At 67.8% G+C, this 18,074-nt stretch carries 21 protein-coding genes; 5 read left to right on the top strand and 16 right to left on the bottom strand.

The genetic code is table 11. From position 1 onward, the window contains the following. Positions 1–3: 3 nt before the first annotated feature. From OEIGOIKO_RS22175 to OEIGOIKO_RS22140, 10 genes are all read right to left on the bottom strand, one after another. Entirely contained in the window at positions 4–747 is a 744-nt protein-coding gene (locus tag OEIGOIKO_RS22175; protein WP_125055502.1) for an ABC transporter permease, read from the bottom strand. Continuing rightward, positions 740–1,474 (bottom strand): ABC transporter ATP-binding protein, encoded by a 735-nt coding sequence (locus tag OEIGOIKO_RS22170; RefSeq protein ID WP_125055501.1) that lies wholly within the window; start codon positions 1,472–1,474, stop codon positions 740–742. The genes OEIGOIKO_RS22175 and OEIGOIKO_RS22170 overlap by 8 nt, the downstream gene beginning before the upstream one ends. Beyond that, positions 1,467–1,733 (bottom strand): hypothetical protein, encoded by a 267-nt coding sequence (locus OEIGOIKO_RS22165; RefSeq protein ID WP_125055500.1) that lies wholly within the window; start codon positions 1,731–1,733, stop codon positions 1,467–1,469. The genes OEIGOIKO_RS22170 and OEIGOIKO_RS22165 overlap by 8 nt, the downstream gene beginning before the upstream one ends. Before the next feature lie 74 nt (positions 1,734–1,807). Continuing rightward, positions 1,808–1,984 carry a daptide-type RiPP gene (locus OEIGOIKO_RS41725; protein WP_170251811.1) on the bottom strand — a complete coding sequence of 59 codons (177 nt, stop codon included), beginning with the start codon at positions 1,982–1,984 and terminating at the stop codon, positions 1,808–1,810. A 102-nt stretch (positions 1,985–2,086) separates the two neighbouring features. Continuing rightward, positions 2,087–2,254: a daptide-type RiPP gene (locus OEIGOIKO_RS41720; RefSeq protein ID WP_170251809.1), complete on the bottom strand. Its 168-nt coding sequence runs from the start codon at positions 2,252–2,254 to the stop codon at positions 2,087–2,089. Positions 2,255–2,332: 78 nt separating this feature from the next. Further along, positions 2,333–3,541 carry a daptide-type RiPP biosynthesis dehydogenase gene (mpaC, locus tag OEIGOIKO_RS22160; RefSeq protein WP_125055499.1) on the bottom strand — a complete coding sequence of 403 codons (1,209 nt, stop codon included), beginning with the start codon at positions 3,539–3,541 and terminating at the stop codon, positions 2,333–2,335. Next, positions 3,538–4,839 carry a daptide-type RiPP biosynthesis aminotransferase gene (gene mpaD, locus OEIGOIKO_RS22155; protein ID WP_125055498.1) on the bottom strand — a complete coding sequence of 434 codons (1,302 nt, stop codon included), beginning with the start codon at positions 4,837–4,839 and terminating at the stop codon, positions 3,538–3,540. The genes mpaC and mpaD overlap by 4 nt, the downstream gene beginning before the upstream one ends. After that, positions 4,836–5,645 (bottom strand): daptide-type RiPP biosynthesis methyltransferase, encoded by an 810-nt coding sequence (gene mpaM, locus OEIGOIKO_RS22150; RefSeq protein WP_125055497.1) that lies wholly within the window; start codon positions 5,643–5,645, stop codon positions 4,836–4,838. Before mpaM ends, mpaD begins: the two co-directional genes overlap by 4 nt. Further along, positions 5,642–6,742, bottom strand: coding sequence for a daptide biosynthesis RiPP recognition protein (gene mpaB / locus OEIGOIKO_RS22145; RefSeq protein ID WP_174857202.1), 1,101 nt, complete (start codon positions 6,740–6,742; stop codon positions 5,642–5,644). The genes mpaM and mpaB overlap by 4 nt, the downstream gene beginning before the upstream one ends. 88 nt (positions 6,743–6,830) lie before the next feature. Next, the gene (locus tag OEIGOIKO_RS22140; protein ID WP_218040005.1) at positions 6,831–7,820 is read right to left on the bottom strand and encodes an LLM class flavin-dependent oxidoreductase; all 990 of its coding nucleotides are present in this window, start codon (positions 7,818–7,820) and stop codon (positions 6,831–6,833) included. A gap of 228 nt (positions 7,821–8,048) precedes the next feature. Between OEIGOIKO_RS22140 and OEIGOIKO_RS22135 the strand changes: the two genes are divergently transcribed. Then, a complete protein-coding gene (locus OEIGOIKO_RS22135; protein ID WP_170251805.1) occupies positions 8,049–8,732 on the top strand; it encodes a LuxR C-terminal-related transcriptional regulator in 684 nt (227 codons plus the stop codon). 633 nt (positions 8,733–9,365) lie between these two features. Continuing rightward, the gene (locus OEIGOIKO_RS22125) at positions 9,366–10,511 is read left to right on the top strand and encodes a hypothetical protein (protein ID WP_170251803.1); all 1,146 of its coding nucleotides are present in this window, start codon (positions 9,366–9,368) and stop codon (positions 10,509–10,511) included. Positions 10,512–10,566: 55 nt separating this feature from the next. On the opposite strand, the gene OEIGOIKO_RS22120 is transcribed toward OEIGOIKO_RS22125, so the two are convergent. Genes OEIGOIKO_RS22120 through OEIGOIKO_RS22110 form a run of 3 tightly spaced genes read right to left on the bottom strand, consistent with a single transcriptional unit; the run spans position 10,567 to position 11,860 of the window. After that, entirely contained in the window at positions 10,567–11,052 is a 486-nt protein-coding gene (locus OEIGOIKO_RS22120) for a hypothetical protein (protein ID WP_125055495.1), read from the bottom strand. Next, complete coding sequence (locus tag OEIGOIKO_RS22115; protein WP_125055494.1) at positions 11,046–11,456, bottom strand: ATP-binding protein; 411 nt, start codon at positions 11,454–11,456, stop codon at positions 11,046–11,048. The genes OEIGOIKO_RS22120 and OEIGOIKO_RS22115 overlap by 7 nt, the downstream gene beginning before the upstream one ends. A gap of 8 nt (positions 11,457–11,464) precedes the next feature. Beyond that, complete coding sequence (locus OEIGOIKO_RS22110; protein WP_246177484.1) at positions 11,465–11,860, bottom strand: hypothetical protein; 396 nt, start codon at positions 11,858–11,860, stop codon at positions 11,465–11,467. Positions 11,861–12,073: 213 nt separating this feature from the next. Between OEIGOIKO_RS22110 and OEIGOIKO_RS22105 the strand changes: the two genes are divergently transcribed. From OEIGOIKO_RS22105 to OEIGOIKO_RS22095, 3 genes are read left to right on the top strand one after another with little or no spacing between them, the layout of a single operon-like run. Beyond that, positions 12,074–13,174 (top strand): helix-turn-helix domain-containing protein, encoded by a 1,101-nt coding sequence (locus tag OEIGOIKO_RS22105; RefSeq protein ID WP_125055492.1) that lies wholly within the window; start codon positions 12,074–12,076, stop codon positions 13,172–13,174. Positions 13,175–13,189: 15 nt separating this feature from the next. Then, positions 13,190–13,858, top strand: coding sequence for a YdcF family protein (locus tag OEIGOIKO_RS22100; RefSeq protein WP_125055491.1), 669 nt, complete (start codon positions 13,190–13,192; stop codon positions 13,856–13,858). Then, the gene (locus OEIGOIKO_RS22095; protein ID WP_125055490.1) at positions 13,800–14,609 is read left to right on the top strand and encodes a WbqC family protein; all 810 of its coding nucleotides are present in this window, start codon (positions 13,800–13,802) and stop codon (positions 14,607–14,609) included. Before OEIGOIKO_RS22100 ends, OEIGOIKO_RS22095 begins: the two co-directional genes overlap by 59 nt. 3 nt (positions 14,610–14,612) lie before the next feature. Here OEIGOIKO_RS22095 and OEIGOIKO_RS22090 read toward each other — a convergent pair whose 3' ends face one another. The 3 genes from OEIGOIKO_RS22090 to OEIGOIKO_RS22080 form a co-directional block, all read right to left on the bottom strand. Then, positions 14,613–16,310, bottom strand: a complete 1,698-nt coding sequence (locus tag OEIGOIKO_RS22090; protein ID WP_246177483.1) for a relaxase/mobilization nuclease domain-containing protein — start codon at positions 16,308–16,310, stop codon at positions 14,613–14,615. Continuing rightward, positions 16,310–16,951, bottom strand: coding sequence for a MobC domain-containing protein (locus OEIGOIKO_RS22085; protein ID WP_170251801.1), 642 nt, complete (start codon positions 16,949–16,951; stop codon positions 16,310–16,312). Before OEIGOIKO_RS22085 ends, OEIGOIKO_RS22090 begins: the two co-directional genes overlap by 1 nt. A 196-nt stretch (positions 16,952–17,147) precedes the next feature. Beyond that, positions 17,148–17,996, bottom strand: a complete 849-nt coding sequence (locus tag OEIGOIKO_RS22080; protein ID WP_246177482.1) for a DUF2637 domain-containing protein — start codon at positions 17,994–17,996, stop codon at positions 17,148–17,150. Positions 17,997–18,074 lie beyond the last annotated feature (78 nt).

Below are 18,074 nucleotides of genomic sequence, written 5' to 3'. Positions count from 1 at the left end.
GCCTTATGCAACGTCTCTAGAGGTGAACAGCTTGCGGGCGATGAGCCAGGCAACGGCCAACCAGCCGGCTATGACCACCAGGGCGATCGGCTCGGACAGCAACTCGGGCTTCCCGTCGCGGTAGACCGAACTCATGGCGATCGTCAGCAGGTACTTGGCACCTGCCGGGAACAGTCGCTGTAGAGCGGGTTCGAGGAGAAGAGTGAGCGCCATCAGGGTCCCCACCGCGCCGATCTGGTTGCGGATGATCCAACCGAGGAAGGTGCCCCACGGCGCGGAGAGCGCGGTGCACAGGAAGACTCCGAGAACGATCAGCCAGGTTTCCTGGGTCCACTCCGGTTCGCGGCCGAACCTCGCCATCATTCCCCAACTGGAGGCGACGGCCAGCCCCACGGCGAGCAGTCCGTACAGCACGCCCATGACCGTGGCCACGACGAGCTTGGCGGAGAAGAGCCGCTTGCGGCTGCCGCTCAGCAGCACCGACCGCGTGATGGTCCCGGTGGCGTACTCCCGGGAGGTGAGGACCGCGCCGAGGAGCGAGGAGAACAGCAGCATCATCATCCATTGCCGGACGATGTCGCCGGTCACCGCGGTGGCGGTGGTCTTCCCTTCGGTGAGGAGTTGGTCACCCTGTGTGGCGAATCCGAGGCTCGCCAGCAATGACATGAAGATGCCGATCGCAGCCGGTACCCACCAGGCGCGGCCGGTCCACGCCTTCCGCCACTCGCCGGCTATGACACTAGACATGGGCCTTCCCTTCCGTTCCGTCGCCCACCAGTGCGAAGAAGCGGTCTTCCAGGCGCTCCGCGCCGTCTGATGTGAGGTCGGAGAGCGGACCGGCGTAGCGCAGAGTCCGCTGCATGATGACCACGTCGTCCACGGTCTGTTCGACCTCGGCGAGGAGGTGGCTGGAGAGCAGCACGGTGCGCCCCTCGTCAGCGAGGGAGCGCAGCGTGTCGCGCAGCCAGCGGATGCCATCCGGGTCAAGCCCGTTGGCCGGTTCGTCGAGCACGAGCAGTTCGGGATCGGCGAGAAGGGCCACAGCCAGGGACAGCCGCTGCCGCATGCCGGTCGAGTAAGCCTTGACTTTGCGGTCCGCCCGGTCGGCAAGGCCCACACGGTCCAGGACCGCGTCCCCGCGCCCCTTCGGCAGGCCCAGCATCCTCGCCCAAGTGGTCAGGGCTCCTCGGCCGGTCGCGCCCGGCAGCTCACCGATCCCGTCCATGCTGACGCCGACCCGACGAGCGGCGTCGGGCAGGTACTGGTAAGAACGACCGAATACAGTGGCGTACCCAGCGGTGGGCCGGGCCAGACCGAGCAGCATGCGCAAAGACGTTGTCTTGCCGGCCCCATTGCTGCCGAGCAACCCGACCACACGCCCCGGTTCGGCGTCGAAGGACAGGTTGTCGACGGCCGTAGTGGTACCGAATTTCTTCGTAACGCCGCGAAAGCTGACGACTGCTCCGTCACTCATGGCGGCTCCGTGCGATACCCGCGGCGATGAACCCGACGCAGACCATCAAAGCCGCTATCAGAACTACCATGAGGCTGATCTTTGCAACCCCGGTCGCGGTCAGATTGACAATGACGAGCAGCGCTATGAGGGGCGCGAGGATAAAGACGGGGATCAGTATCAGCTTCCGCTGTTGATCGTTGGGCATAATGGCCTCTTTATTGGGGAAGTGGGGATATGAAGTGTGAGAGTGCCGTGGCGGCGGCACGTCTGCTGCCACCACGGCACCTCATGCTCAGGGGTCGCTCACGCATCGGCCGAAGCACGCGAGGACTGAGCGGGCCTGGGGCCAGGTCAGGTAACGATGCTGGCCGCGACGGTCAGGCCGCTGTACGCGACGGACGACGCGAGGCTGGCGGCGCTGATCGTGACGCCGGTTTGGAAGCCCGACCAGAAGCCCGGGGCCTCCATCGCCTCCAGCTCCTGCATACCGAGCTCCAGCGTCGACTCGTGGCTCTTCTTATCGTGCATGTGACACCTCTTGTTTTCAGTAACCATTCGAGTGAGGGTTTGTCTGCCCACCTGGCTGCGCCGGCGCTACGGGCGCGGTGTGGAATTCGGTCGCGCGCCGTATCACGTGGCGACGGAAACTGAGATACCCCACGCGATGCTGTAGCCCACGGCACCGGTGACGGATATACCCGCCCCGACGCCTGCGGCAGTCGACCAGAAGCCCGGGGCCTCCATGGCTTCCAGCTCCTGCATACCGAGCTCCAGCTCGTGATTGGCGCTCTCCTGCATATCTTTCCCCTTAGCATTTTCCGCAGGTGTTTCTCTTGGCATCCGCACCCACTGAGAGAATGGGAGCGGAAGTCTTATTCATTGCCGGTCATGCGCGGGCCGGGGGCGGTGCGCGGATGCCTTCGCCAACAGGCCGCGTACCTCGTCCACCGTCAGGCGACCGAGCATGGGCAGCCCGGCACCCCAGGCGTGCACCGTGTGTCGGGCCAGGGCGTCCAAGCGCTCCGCGTCGAGGTTGATGCGCCGCTCGATACGCCAGGAGTCCAGGAGCGCGGTCATGCCGAGTGCCGGGTCGGCCGGCAGCGGCCGCGAGCCGATGCCACGCAGCCGCCCCCATAGGCGGTGCAGGCGCGGTGCGGAACCCCACCGTGCGTCCCCTTCAGCGATGGACCGCCACAGGTGCGGCAGGAGCGCCGCCACAGCGGTCATCTTGCGCACGCCCACCGCCGTCGACAGTTCGTTGGCGATGAGCCAGCCTTTGACGGCGTAGGCGTCCCGGCCGAGGTGCAGCCACTCCGCATGGGTGTGACCGCTCAGCTTCGCTGCTTCCAGGCGCACTTCGTCCCCGATGGCGCGTCCCGCCAACCGGTCGTCGCGTACGGTGTTGCCCAGGCGTACCAGTTGCTCCGCGACGGTTTCCGTCAGGGCGTCCTCGGTCGGCAGGTCGTGGTCGTCGCCGATGTAAGGGCTGGCGACCCGGAACAGCGCTTCCAGGACCCCCTCGGCGACCAGCTCGCTCGGCAGGGACCGGGTCGCCACCGGGTCCAGCAGAGCGCATTCGGGCCGCAAGCCCGCACCCATCACCAGCCGTTTGCCGGATGCTGATGTCAGACAGGCCACCGCGCTTACCTCTGCCCCCGTGCCCACTGTGGTGGGCACGGTGATGAGTGGCACCGTGCGGGCCCGGCCGGGTGGCAGCACGACTAGTCCGCTGCGCTGCGGCACCGCGATGCGCTGCGCCACGTCCGAAGCCGAACACACGAGCGTGGCCAGCTTCACGCGATCGAGCAGTGAGCCGCCGCCGACGCCCACCACGATCTCGGAGCCACCCAGTTGATGTGCCGACTCCATGACGGCGCCCAGGTCTCCCGGCCCGGCGAGAACGGTGAGCTCGATGCGGGATCGGGCCCGTTCGAACCGGTCCCGCACGCGCCTCACGGTTTCGGACTCGGCTACGCCCTCGTCCACCAGCAATCCGACGCGCCGGCCGGGTCGGCCTGTCAAGAGGTCCGAGAGCCGGCCGAGACCGTGCAGCACCCGCGTGGGACCTCCGGGGCCGGCGATCATCCGCGTGCCTCGGTGTGAGGCCGACGTCCCTGGCCAGATCTACCGCTCGCCACGTACGCGTCCAGCCCGGCCCGTACGCACTCCAGCAGCTCCTTAAGTTCGGCGGGGGCGTACGTGAGCGCGGGAAAGAGCTGAACGCCGTTCAGTCCGGGGTGCACGATGGCACCCGCCGTTCGGACCGCGCCGACCAGCGCGGGGACTTCGGTCTGAGGGAACGGCGCGCCGTCGGTCGTGACCATGCGGATGGACCGGAAGAGTCCCATGCCCTCGGTGTGTGACACCAGGGGGTGCCCGGCGACCATCTCGTCAAGCTCCTCGTCCAGTCGCACAGCCAGCCTCCGGCCCTGGGCCACCGCGTCCAGCCGTTGCATCTCCGAAAGGGTCGCCAGGATCGCCGCGCAGGTGACGGGGGTGCCTGCCTGCGTCTCGCCATGGCTGAGCACCCCACCGGCCTCGTCGAAGGCCGCGGCCACCTCTCGCGAGGCGACCACGACGGCCGCCGCGCTGGTGCCGTTGGTCAGCCCTTTGGAGGAGATCAGAAGGTCGGGCGGAGCCGGCCACCGTTCCGAGGCGAAGAGCGTGCCGGTGCGGCCGAAGCCGGTCGCCACCTCGTCCGCCACCAGCAAGAACCCGTGGACATCACGGAGCCGCAGAAGCTCGGCGACGTACTCCTCGGTGAGCGGCACCGCTCCGGTGCCCAGTACGGGTTCGACCACGACGGCAGCGGTCTGCGCGCCCTGCCTGACTAGCAGCGTCGCCAGCTCGGCCGGCTCGTTGGGGGTGACGTGGCGGACCAGCCGCTGATCGACGCCGTACACCTGCTGCCCGAGGTCCTCGCCAGTCAGCGCGAACCCACCGAAGGTCAGCCCGTGGTAGCTGCCCCGCAGCCCTACGATGACTTTGCGCCGGGGCTCGCCGCGCAGCGCGTGGTAGTGCCGGGCTACCTTCATGACCAGGTCGTTGGCCGCTCCGCCGGATGTCGAGAACAGGACGCGTGCGTAGTGTTCGGGGCCGCACGCCTCGATCAGCGCTGCCGCGGCCAGGCGCGCGTAGGTGTTCTCGTAGCGGAAGACGCTGAGGTACGAGGCGTTCAGCAGGGCCTCGGCCGCCGCCCGGGCGACGGCCGGATTGCCGTAGCCGAGGTTGGTGTTCCACAGCCCGCTGGAGCCGTCGAGTAGTTCGCGCCCGTCGGCGAAGCGGACCCGCACACCCTGGGCGGACACCGCGCACAGCGCATCATCACCGTGGTGCTCGGCAGGGAGCAACGCGGGCCACAACGGCCTGAGCTCGGATGTCATGCGCAGCTCTCCGTCTCCAGAAGTACGTCGGTCAAGCGCGGGCTAACGGCGGGCAACTGCTGTTGGCTGCGGACCGTGAAGCCCGCCTGGGCAAGTTCGTCCCGCAACTGGCCGACGGGCAGTACCCCGACGTTGCTGGTGCACACGGCCGTCGGTCCGTCGGCAGGGTGGGCAGGGTGGGCAGGGAAGATGGTGACGGTCCGTACGGCGTCCCCCGGCACCCAGTGATCGAAGATGCGGTATTCCGTGCCGCCGCTGGTCGTGTACGTCTGCTCGATCTCGAGTGGGCCCGTGTAGCCCGGGTCCGCGTCCACAGTGGTCAGCAGGAAGCGTCCGCCGGGCTCCAGGTGCGCGCGAACCGACTCGTAGAGCCGGGCCCGTCCGGCCTGGTCCAAAAGTGAGACCGACGTGGTGCCCAACACGACCACGGGGAATCGCCGGCGCAGCGAGAAGTCGCTCATGTCGCCCCGGACGACGGTGCAGCGCTCTGCCAGGGGCGCAGGAGCCTGGGCCAGCCGCTCCCGCAGCAGGGCGAGCATGCTCGGCGAGAGATCGAGCGCGGTGACCTCGCGGCCCAAGGCCAACAGCGGCAGGGTCAGCCGACCCGAGCCCGCGGCGAGATCCAGCACCGGGCCCGGAGTGCGGCGCACGAGGGCCAAAAGTTCACGTACCTCGTGTCGATCACGCCCGGCCATGTCGTGGTAGACGGCAGAGCCGACCTCGTCGTACAGGTCGTGCAGTACCGCACGCTCCCCGAGTTCGGCCAGCAGTTCGCCTGCCCGGCCCGGAATCCTCTGCTCACTCATCGGACTGAGGCACCAGCCGCAAGCGGCTCGGCCGTGGTCAGCCGCACGCCTGCTTCCCCGAAGCACGCGGTGACCTGTCGCAGCGCGTCCCGGTCGGCGAAGGAGGCAGCCGCCTCGACCGATCCGCACACCATCAGCGTCTCGACGAGTTCGGCGGCGGGGAGCGCCAACCGGAATGTCCGGTGCGTGACCGCGCTGTAGAGGTACGCCTCCTCGTCGGTCCAGAGCAAGAGGGGGAGATCGGTGCCGGTGGCGTCCGAGGACTGCATGGTGTCGGACGGATCCGGCAACCCAGCCATCAGACGGCCCCCGAACCCGGACACCCGAGGGACGGGCAGGCCCATGACGCGGATTCGGCGTATGCCGTCGAGCGCCGCGAAGTACCGACTGAGCCAGGGCCGCGAGGCCAGCACCGGTACGCGCACCTGTTCGGGAAGCACATCCCCCAGGCAGGCTGAGCCGGGGTGTGCGTCGGCCCCCGCAACGCGGGACCACTCCGCTTGCAGCGTGGCCCAGTCATCACCCACGGACCCCAGCCGGCACCCACCGGGCGAGAGGGAGAGTCGCCCGTCCGCTCCCACGTACAGCCGTCGCCGAGGACCGTCACCCGTGACGGCCGCGCCCAACCCCGCAAGGTCCGCGAGCTGGATGACGGGGTGGCCCAAGAAGTCGACGAAGTCACCATCCAGCCGTGCCCGGTCGGCGTCGGCGAGGAAGACGGCGAAGTCCGCCACATCGGCGATGCGGATCAGCGTCGGACCGATCACAGACATGTACTCGCTGATTCCGTAACTTTGCACCTGAAGGTAGAAAGTGTCGGTGCCGGAAGACATCGAGAACTCTGTGCCGGGCGCGCTCAGAGATCCCTCGTATCCGACGATGAGCGGGCCGTCGGCGCTACCCCCTTGGCCGGGCACGAACAACGTCGTGCCCGGGGTGACGAGGTCCGAATCGAGGACCTGCGTGAGGTGGTCGGGGCTTTCCAGCACCATCAGCGCGGTCCCGATGGGGGAGTCGAGCTCCCCGGCGGCGGTGTCGCCTACCGGGCCCCGGCCCGTGGCCCAGGCCGCCAGCCGCCCTTTGATCCCGTCAACCATGATCTCTTTTCCTCTTCACCACGTATGGGCCGCCAAGGTGATCGCGCCCGCTGCGTGGTCGGTCCTGTCAGTGCCTGATCCGTACGGCTCAGGCAAGTTCGGCCAGTAGCGTCTTTAGCTCTTCCATGGCCGCTTGCGGGCCGCTCACGTTGCACACACCGGTTACGTTCAGCACGACTTCGTCCACTCCCGCGACCCGGTAGTCCGCCAGCTGCGCAGCGATGTCGAGAAGATCCCCGCTGAGGAACGCGCCGCCCTTGATCAGTGCGGCGGCATGGGTGAGCGGGTCGTCGCCGGCGACATCTACTCCCGACCTGCGCAGCATGTCGATGTAGTGCGGCGCCCGGATGTGGGCGGCGTTGCTGGCCAGCGCCACCTCCGCGGCCGTGTGGCCAGGACGGTTCAGTGCCAGCGGCACGATCGCGGTCAGCCGCGGTACGGGGCGACCTGCCGCCTCCGCCCCTTCTCGCAGCGCGGGCACCACGGTCTCCCGCAGGTAGGACGCCGGTGTCAGCCACGTGATGGCCACATCGGCGATCTCACCGGCGAGGCGGGCCATGCCCGGGCGGAGCACCCCAAGGCCGATGTCCACTCGCGGCGCAGGGAACGCGGCCAATTCTGCGCCGCAGCCGAAGTACTCGCCTTCCCGCGCGCTTTGGATGTCACCGTCCAGCAGTCTGCGGATCACCGTCAGATACTCCCGCGCGGCGGTGAGCGGACTCGTATACGAGGCGCCGAGCAACCCGCGCTGGAACTGCTTCGCGCCCGGGCCGAAACCGGCGATTACCGGCTGCCCGGTCGCCATGGCCAACGACCTGGCCTGTAGGGCCGCCTCATAAGGATGCCGCAACGGCATCAACGTCACGCCTAGCCCGACAGGGACACGGAAACCTGCACCGGCCGCATATGCAAACCCCTGGTGCGGCTCGACGTACAGGGCCTGGCCTTGCCACAACCGCTGTGCCCGGGTCCATTGAACCAAGGCAGCGTACGGCAGCACCTGTTCTGGCCGTCGAGGCAGAAACGGCAGGAGAACTGAGTACGCGGTCACGACTTTTTCCGTTTCACTGAGTTGCATGCGGCTGAGTAGCGCGATCCTCAATCTATGAGGCTTATGGATTCATGCACACCCCTGATATTGGGGAAAAGTGCAGACTCCCGACCCACCAGGGGGAGGCCACCCGGCCCATCAGGGGGGGTGAGCAGTGACGGCTACCCCTCAACAGGGGGCGCTGAGGTGGTCAGCTCCTATGTGCAGTTTCTGTACTATGAATCGAGTGAGGCTCATACGTAGGGGTACCTGCACGTGATAGAAGTCGCCGTAATAGATGACGAGGGGCTCGCCCGTGCTTCTCTGCGCATCTTGCTGGAGATGGAAGACGGCCTTAGGGTGGTGGCGGACGGCGGCACTCTCCAGGCTCTCCAGTTGGTCCGCTCAATGCGGCCCGACGTAGTCCTGTTCAGCACACGAGCGATGCGAGGGAGCTTCAACCCCGTCCGGCAGCTGCGCGGACTCTCCAAATCGCCGGGGGTATTGGTGCTCGCCGGGGACGACGAGGGTGATCAGGTGCAGCGTGCGCTGATCGCCGGAGCTAATGGCTACCTGCTCCGGGACTGCAATCCAAGGCAGCTTGTGCAGGCGGTCCACGAAGTGGCGCGAAAGGGATGGGCCTTTTCCCCTTCGGTGGCCAGTACCATCATCGACGGATTCCTGCGGTCCGCTCGGGCCCCGAAGGAATCGCGGCTGGCAGCCACCCTTCCCCCGGAGATACTGGATCGGCTCGACTCTCTCTCCGAGCGCGAGCGCGAGGTGCTCACCCTGATCAGTGAAGGGCTGAACAACCGCGAGATCGCCGTACGCCTGACGATCAGTGTGGAGACCGTCAAAGACCATGTGCGGGGCGTCCTCCTCAAGCTCGGTGTGGACAACCGGATACGGGCAGCCGCCATCGCCTGGCGGTCCAGCCTGATGATGGATGCCGCAGCCTGAGAACGACCCGCTGAGCAGCCGGGCACGATGAGAAACTCGAGCATCAAGGGCCTTCAGTCATCTGATGCCGTCCTGAACTGTGAAGGTGCGTTTTGATCGGTGGCGGCGAGTCCCATCTGTCATCCGTATTGAACGTCCGTCGGATCCATTTCCCAGACAGGCGCCTTGTTCTCAATGACGAACGGTTGATATCCCATACCCCCCTTCCTCAACCCGTTTACCTATCGAAGTCCGCTTTGATTTCTCATCGCCGTCTGCGGCTAGACCCAAGAACAGGGTCATTGCTGGAGGTTTTGTGCTGTTTTGGACTCAGGGTCGGAATGCTGGACGAGGGTTCTGGAGGGGGAACCACACGTGCACATAGCAAGCCGATCAACTCGGTCTCCGGCGACGGCAACCCGGACATTGTCGGGTTCGGTGTCGAGGGTGCCTGGATGTCGCACAGCCTCGGTGGTGGACAGTTCGAGCGGACCCGACTGGTGTGCCGCGGCTTCGGGACGCAGACGAGGCGGCGGCGCCGTCACGATGCGTACGTGCCTCCGCGGGTCGGACGATGACCGTCGCGAGCACAAGTCAGTGACGAACTGGACGATTTCTCTCCATACCCCTGTGCGGCCCTGGCACCCTGAGCGTGTGACTTACGCCGTGACGGTGGATACCAGCATCCCGGTCGGATCTCCGGAGATGGACGCGCTGCAACGTGCCGGCGCTGTGGCGCTCCTCGAAAAGGGCATCAGCTCCGTGGAAACCATCGAGGGGCCGGACGGCATGGAGGTCGACATCTTCGAGTCGATCGTCGCCGTTCATCCGGGCGGGGCGTTGCTGAAGATCTTCGTCGACGCTCCGGCGCTGGAGTTCGCCGAGGAGGCGGTGCAGACGGTGGTGGGCGAGTTGCTGGAGCGTAGTGAGCTCCTGGCCGAGTGGACGGTCGACCGGTGCGAGGTTCAGCTGCACCCGAAGTTGGCCCAGGAGAGCCTCGACGCTGCGGACGGCCCCGACACCTCGCCGGCCGACGCAGCCGCTCGTAAGGCTCACCACGCCGAAAGGACGAGCGCCGGTGGCGGCCAGGAAAAGTACGACGCGGAAGCAGAGACACAGGCCGCCCGGAGTCGGATGCTGACCATGTCGGCTGAGCTGCGCTCCTTCCCACCGGTCATGTTCGGCGTGCTCGACCCTGAGGACGATGACGGCGAAGGGGAGGAGGACGTCGACGCCGGACTACTAGCGGAAGATGCCAAACTGGCCGCCGGCGCTCTGGTGTACGGCACCCATCTGCTGGTGGATGAGCTCTTTCAGGACGTGCAGACCCTCACCCAGACACGAAGCAATGTCGCTGAGTGCGAGAAGCCGCTGTGGCTCCTGGAGGAGCTTCCCGGCCGCTATGCCCTTGAATACGACGCGCACTTCGCACGCCGTTTCCTGGTGACGGCGATCGCCATGACCTCCCGCTTCACGAGCGGGACCTTCCAGCAACTGAGCTGTCTCGCCGAGGAACTCGCCCTGAGGCTCCTGTTGCGTGAGGCGAGCGTGTGCCTGGAGACATTCGGCCTGATGGACGAAAGCGTGGCAGCGGCCCTCGAAGCATTCACCGAAAATGTCTACGAGGACATGGACCACGAGTGGCTGTACGACGACTCGGTGGACGAAATCGACGAAGGCGCTGCGGGAGAGGCCCTCGGAGTCACACCGATGGCGATCGGTTCGTGGTTCACTCCCTTCAACAAGGGCCGGTACGTCCACCCGTACGCAGGGGCGGCGCCGGAGGACGTGGGGCAGTGAAATAGCTGGTGCCGGGGCCCGCTACCGGATAACTGATCGTGCACACGATCGGTGCTCAGGCTGGGTGGACGACTCCGAAGAGGAGGCGGCCGCAGGCGAGCGTGACGTTGAGGTAGGCGTCTACATCGGTGAGGCCGGCGCTTCGTGACAGTGGGGCGAGGCCGATGGTGATCAGCGCCTGGCCGTTGCGGCGTACGTGCTCGGACCAGCTGGGCCGGACCGGTAGCCGTACGCCGTAGCGGGTGCCGTCGAAGCGCAGCAGGACGGTAGTGGGGCGCACGATGAGGAGCCGGGCACCGAGGTCCGGGAGGCGTTCTTGTGCAGTGGCCGGACCGCCCAGGGAAGTGGCGATGCATCGCATGCGCGTTTCGATGGCTGTAGATGTATCGCGATCGGTGCGGCCTGGGGGATGGGCGAGGAGGAGGTGGGCGAGAGGGATTTCGGTCGGGTCGAGACCGAGCCACGTCCAGGCGCCCAGTGCGGCCATCAGACCCGGGTCGGGGCCGTTGACGACGGCCGGTGGCGTGCAGGTGATCAGCATGGTGCCTTCTTCGGCGTCGGGGTGGTCTTGAATCGGGTCCAGACGGCCTTGCTGGCCGAGTCGTACTCGGACACGCCCCATTCATCGCTGAGAGCTCCGACCAGGTGCAGGCCACGGCCGGTGGTGTCAACGCTGGTGGGGTGACGTAGCTGTATGTGGCGTGGGCTGGCGTCACGGACTTCAACGCAGACGGCGTCGTCCTCGGCGGTCACCGTCAGGGTGAAGTCGTGGCCGGGCACCGAGCCGTGGGTGACGGCATTGGTAGCCAGTTCGGAGACGCACAGGCGGACGTCGTCGGCCCGTCCTTGCAGGCCCCAGGAGGTCAGGGTGCGATCGGCAAAGCTTCGGGCCCGGCCGACGGACTCGGGCACGGCGGGGAAGGACCTGCGTGCGGGGTCGGGCATGAGGAGCCTCATGTTTCGGTGTCCGATACCGGTTCGGGGTGTGGACCACATCCGCTGGACGGCAGTGCTCGGCATCGGGCCGACTTGCCGCCGCGGACCAGCAGCAACCGCACTCCCGCCGAACCGGTGATCTGCCGCTTGCGTTCGGCCGCTATCGGCCTGGGGCCCAAGTGGGAGGCAGCGGGAAGAACGACGGCATAGGCATCGGGCAGGGCCAGCGCATCCAGGAGCCCGGTGAAGGCTGCGGTGCGGGCGCACGTGCTCGTCCCCAGCTCGATGAAGAGCCCACCCAGAATGAGTTCGTGGCTGCGGCAGTATTCCGCGAGGGCGCCCGTCAAAGCGGCTCGGCGGGCATCGGCGTCGGGGGTGAGCCTCAGAAAGCCGTAAACGAGCGGGTCGTTCACCGGGCGGTGCTCCGTGAGGGGTTCCATGCGGGTGACCGTCCAAGGTCTCGGGAAGCGGGAGGGCACCGGGGCGGACTTCATGATTCCGGCCGGTACTTCGAGAGTGGCCCGGCCTCCGTCAGCGGGAAATGACCGGCTGTCGTACTTCCGTTGCACTTACGTGTCCCCGCGCAGCTGCCTCGTGCTTCCATACTGTCCGGAAGGGAGCGACGCGTGGCGACCGTGCACCACTGGACCGGGCTGGAGGCCCACGCCCTGCGCCTCGCCCTGCGGATGAGTGTGCGGGCTTTCGCTGAACATCTCGGTGTCGCGGCACGGACCGTCGCCAAGTGGGACAAACTCCTGACCACCACCGAGCCTCGCCCGGACACCCAGGCGATCTTGGACACCGCCCTGGCCCGCGCGGACGCAGCGGTCCATCTACGCTTCGAGACGCATCTGTCGGAGACCGGCCGACCTGGTCAAGGGGCGGGGCGCCGTGTCACCGCTTCAGGTTCGCGTACCTGGGAGTATGAGTCCTGGGCCGACGACCTGGACAGGGTGGTGGTCGCCCTCTCCCGTCAGAGCTTCGCCTTCGCCGACAATCTGCTGAACCGCTGGCTGGAGCGCTTCGGGCCAGCGGAACTCGACGACAAGGGGCTGTACCTCTTCGCCCGCTCCACCGCCCTGCTCGGCGACCTGCACCGAGACCAGGGCGCAGTGTTGGGAACGCTGTCGGCCCAGCACTCCTACACCGGTGCCCGCGCGCTGTTCACCCAGCTCGACATTCCCCGTCGCATCGCGCAGCTCGACCTGTCGCTGGCGGTGGTCACCGAAATGTCAGGGCGCCTGGTACTGGCCGCACGCCACTATGAGTCCCTAGCTGTCGACGACCGTCTCTCCCGTCGTGACAGGGCCCGTGCCCGGCTGTGGGTGGGGACCGCGCTGAGCAAGGAGGGCAACCACGACTACGCCTCCCGCGTCATGATGGCCGCCATCCGTGACTTCGAAGACCTGGCCGAACCCGACGACTGGTCGGTGGCTCACCAAAAGCTCGCCCTCGCCCACCGCGGCGCCGGCGACCTCACCCAGGCCCTGCACTTCATCGACATCGCCCGCCGCACCGGCTCGACCGACTCACCGATGCAACGCGTGCGTCTGGACACCGCCCACGGTCACATTCTGCTCTCCGACCCGGCCACCCGGAATGATGGACTGCAAGTCCTCGACCGCGCCGCCAAGGTCGCCGCCCAGTACGGCATGAGCCACCAGCTGGGCAGCATCGAGGGCATCCGGACCACAAGCGAGGGGGCAGACCGCCCCCGGCGACGGTGACCAGGGAGAGAACGAGTGACGGACAAGCAGCAGACCATCACCGAAGGCCAGTGGCACAACGCGAAACTGATCTGGGACTACCACCAGATGAATCACCAGCTCAGGCCCTGCGACGTCGCCATCGGCCTGGGCAGCCACGACCTGCGCGTCGCCGCCTTCACCGCCGAGCTCTACCACGCCGGCCTCTTCCCCACCCTGATCTTCACCGGCGGCAACAGCCCCAACACCGCCGCCCGCTTCCCGCGCGGCGAGGCCGTCCATTTCCGCGAGCACGCCCTGGGCCTCGGCGTCCCCGACGCCTCGGTCCTGATCGAGCCGAACGCCGCCAACACCGGCCAGAACATCGCCTTCTCCCGCGAGGTGCTGGCCGCCGCATGCATCACCCCGAAATCGGTGCTGCTGACCGCCATGCCGTACATGGAACGACGCGCCTACGCCACCTGCCGCAAGGTCTGGCCCGAGGTGGAGGTGGTGTGCGCGTCCGAACCGCTGGAGTTCGACGACTACCTCAAGGCGATCGGTGACGAGGCATTCGTCACCGACATGCTCGTCGGCGACATGCAGCGGGTGATCGAGTACCCCAAGCTCGGTTTCGCCATCGAGCAAGACGTCCCGGAGGACGTACATGCCGCCTATCAATCCCTCATCAAGGACGGCTTCGACAGCCGTCTCCTCACCTCCTGACCTGCCGCCGCCAGGCGGGCGGTGCGCGATCCATCAGCCCAACTTCTTCCCCCGGCTGACCACCCTCGCCAAGCTGTTCGCCGCCGACTACTGGATCGTCCTCGACGACGTACAGTTCGCCCGCCGCGACTACCAGCACCGAGCCCGCCTGGCAGCCCTGAACGACCCGGCACGGCGGCAGTGGCTCTCCCTGCCCACCCACCTTCCCAACGGCCGATCGACCCCCGTTCGTGAAGCGGAGATCGTCGACCCGGCCCGCGTACGCCGCCGTGTCCAGCACACCCTCCGGCACTGCTACGCAGCCAGCCCGCACTGGTCAGCCTTGCGGTCAGCTTTCGTGCCGGTCCTCGACTTGATCACCACCAGCGGCAGAACCGCTGCCGTGGCCGAAGCCTCCACCCGGGCCCTCCTGAAGACCCTCGGCTGGCCCGGCCACATTCTGCGCAGCAGCTCCCTGCCCTCCCGACCAGGCCGGACACAGCGCCTTGTCGACCTCGCTGCCGCCACCGGAGCGTCGGCCTACCTATGTGGCATGGGCGGTATGCAATATCTGAAGGCCAGCCTGTTCGATGCTTGCGGCATCACCGTCATCCCATTCCGTCCTCCCCGGACCGGAGTGTGGGCTGCCGGCCACGAAGTCAGCGCACTCTCATCCGTGATGCAGCTGGGACCTCAGCCTCTGGTCGCCGCATTCCGCGCTCTGGAGGCTGATCAACCTGTTCCGGTCACAAGAGCGGTGGCCACGTCGTAGCGATCAACGATGCCGCCTTTGTACTTCTACCGTGGGGGGCTGGTGCGGAGTACGAGGTTCTGTGCCAGCACGGCCGGACGGCCTGGTGCCGGTGGTTGCACGGGTTCGGGTAGCGGCGGCCGGGTACTGGGTGAGGCGGTGGATGCGCCAGGTGAGGGTGCGGGCTGGTGAGCGGGCATCGCTGAGAGTGTGCTGGTCGGCGGCCTGTTGGAGGAGTGAGGCGGGCTGGTGTCCGGTTGTTTCGGCGTCGGCGAGAGTGGTGGCCAGGGCATCCCAGGCATGGTCGTCGAGGACCTGCTGAGCGTGCGCGGGAACCGTCTCACGGACCAACGCAACGAACCGTTCAATCGTGGGGGCGGCGGGTTTGCGGTGGGCAATGGCTGCCAGTGGGGCTGGGGCGGCCTTGTCGTAGGCGGCCTGGAGGTGGAGGTGGGTTTGCTGGGCTGCGGTGGCCTGCTGGTCGTGGTGGCGCAGGTGGTGCCAGCGGGTGGCAGCGAGGGCGACGAGGAGTGCGGCGTCGAGGAGCATGGCCAGGGCGGCGCCGTCCTTGGGGGCGGGTTCGCGGAGCATGGCGCGGAGGACGCTGCGCAGGGTGCGGGCGTGGTGGTGTTCGGCCTGGATGCGGGAGCGGGTGGCGCGCTCGAATACGGCGGCGGCTTGGCGGAGCTGGGGTCGCAGGTTCTGGGGTGCGAGGAGGGGGAGGGCGTCGAGGGCTTCGCCGAAGGCGGCCAGGTGGGCTTGGGCGGCTTCGTCGTCGGCTTGGTCGAGGAACTCGGGGATGCCCTCGGTAGCGGTGATGGCCTGGTGCCACGGGCTGGGCCTGCCCCGGCCAGGCTTGGGTTGGGGTGTGGTGGCTTCGAGGCGCTGTTGGATCTTGGGGAGAGACAGGTCGGGGGCGAGTTTGGAGCCGGAGTACCAGATCGGTTCGCCGGCGGCGTTGGTGTCGCCCTTGAGGGCGAGCTTGTATCCGCGGAGGTCGCCGGAGGGGAAGCGCTGGGTCTCGACGAGCACGTTGTCGGTGGCCATGAGGATGCCGAGGAACTCTTCGGTGCTGGTGGCGACCGATACCGCGGTGCGGGCGGTAGTGCGCAGGTGCTCGCGGGCGGTCGTCGCATGGCCGCCGCGGCGGGCCTTTTCCCGTTCGGCGCGGGTGGGGCGCTTGGCGGCGGTGCGGTCGCCACGGCGGACCTGTTGGAGCCCGTATTCCTGCTCGATGGCGGCGAGTTCCTTGTCCGCGGTGAGGTAGTCGTTCCAGTGGCGGGCGGGCCGGAGGTCGCCGCGGACGGTGGTGGCGGCGATGTGGATGTGGTCATCGGCGTGACGTACGGCGACCCAGCGGCAGCCGTCCGGGTCTCCGTCGGGGGCGATGCCGGTGGCCGCCACGACGCGGCGGGCGATGGTGGCCCATTCGGCGTCGCTGAGGGTGCGGTCGTCGGGGGCGGCCCGAACCGAGCAGTGCCACACGTGCTGCTTCGGTGCGCGGCCGAGGCGGCGGGCTTGCTTGACGTGCAGGTCGAGATCCGCCGCGAGCAGCTTCCTTGTGGCGACGACGGTGGCGTTCTCGGTGCGGCCGGGGTCGGGGGCGAAGCCGTCCCAGGAGGCGACCAGGTGCGGGTCGGTGTGCTCGTTGGCCCGGCCGGGATCGTAGAGATAACGGATGAGACCGGCGGTGTCCTTACCGCTGCCGATCTTGGCGATCATCAGTCCGCCTTCCGGGCCACAGCCTCGTTCGCCGCTGCCGCGATGTGGCGAACTGCGGTGGCGGCTGCGGTCAGGGTGCACTCGGCCTGGGCCAGGCCGGCGGTGTCCCCAGAGTGTGGATCGCCGCCGGAGTTGAGCTTCTTGGCGATCTGGTTGACGTTGTGGCCGGTCTTGGCGACCTGCTGGCGCAGAGCGGTGAGCTCGTCGATGTAGTCATCGAGCGGGGTGCGCTGTCCCGGCAGGCCGAGTTCGCCATGGATGTGAGCCATGACGATGGCGCCGACGTAGTGGGCGGCGGCGATGTTCAGCGCCCTGGCCTCGGCGAGGATCTCGCCCTTCTCATCGGCGCTGTAGCGCACGTCGACGCGCTCTGTGCGCTGCACTTTTTCGCGCTTGCGTCGGCGGGCGACGCGGTGCACGGCGGCAGCGTCGGCGGCACGCGGCAGCGACTCAGCGCTGGTGTCGGCGGGCTGTTCCTCCTCGGGCACCCCCTGGTGCCCGAGCCCCTCCGTCACCCCCGGGGCGGAGGCTTCCCCGTTGGGCCGGCCTTTGGACGGTCCAACGGGATACCTTGCTGCGCTGGTTGCGGTGGTGGTCATCTCCTGCTGGTCGCTGGTGGGTACATGGTGCGAGTCGTGCATGGGACGGTTCTCCAAGGCGGCATTGCTGGATCGGCGTTGATTCGTCCCATCCGTTGCGTGCCTGGTCAGAGCAGGTACGGGTGGGTGCGTGTTGTCGTGTCGACTCGTTGCGGACTGGGCCCCCGCCCCCACGCTCTCCTGCGCGGGGACGGGTGGTACGGGTCAGTCGCAGGTGGGACGGGTGTGGCTGCGAGGCTTACGTCGCCCCGACCGGGGCCTCGTCGAGTTCGGCCTGAAGGGTACGGGTGGCTTCGTCCACGCGGTCTTTGCCCACGGAGAAGCCCTCGGCCCGGATGGCCGCTTCAACGTTGCGGCGTGAGATGCGTCCACCGCGTCCTCGGGGAGCGCCGCGCCCGATGGTGAGGAGCTGGTCCATGGTGGCGCTGGGTTGCCGGCCCCTGGGCTTGGCGGCCCGTGCCGGGGCATCCGGCACATCCTGCTGACTTTCCGCCACCTCATCGGCGCCAGTCCTCAGCGCAGGGTCCTGCCAGTCGGGGTCGCCTTCGGCGGGGAGGGATTGTCGACAACCGGCCATACCGTCGTTGTGGCGGGTGTCGTCGGCGTGGCGATATGCGGTGGCGTTCTTCTGAGGGCCGCCGTCCTTGGCGGGGTGGCGGCGGATGACGAGGTAGAGATGGACGGCACCGGCGAGGGCCAGCGGGGCGATAGCCGAAAGCGCACCGACGGTCACATCGTCCAGGTGCAGCCCGGTGTGGCGGGTCTGCTGGTTGAGACGGATGGCGTGCAGCGCGTTGGCCCAGATGCTCGTGCCGGTGGCGATGCCGACAAGCGTCCAGACGTACAGCCGGGAGTGCGGTGGCGCGGTGCGCAGGATGAGCAGGGCGCCGACGCCGATGGCGATGAACCCATCGATCACGAGAGGGAAGGCGTACGTCAGCAGTCCACGGATGTGGATGGCGACGGCCATCTGGCGCAGGGCGTCGTAGGAGAGGGCGAAGCCGGTCGCGCCGAGCAGGATGATGCCGAGACGGATCGCCGCGGTGCCCCGTAGGGACGCCGGGGCGGTGAGGTGGGGCGAAAGCAAGTGGAGCTCCAGCTTGGGCGGCGGCCACGGGCTCATGGAGCGGTGGGCCGCCGTGCGGTGCGGTGACTCGTACCACTC

It is taken from the genome of Streptomyces paromomycinus (assembly GCF_003865155.1).
GTDB classification, from domain to species: Bacteria; Actinomycetota; Actinomycetes; order Streptomycetales; family Streptomycetaceae; genus Streptomyces; species Streptomyces chrestomyceticus.
Note: the sequence above shows the minus strand (reverse complement) of the source record. Positions and strands in the feature narration are given on the sequence as shown.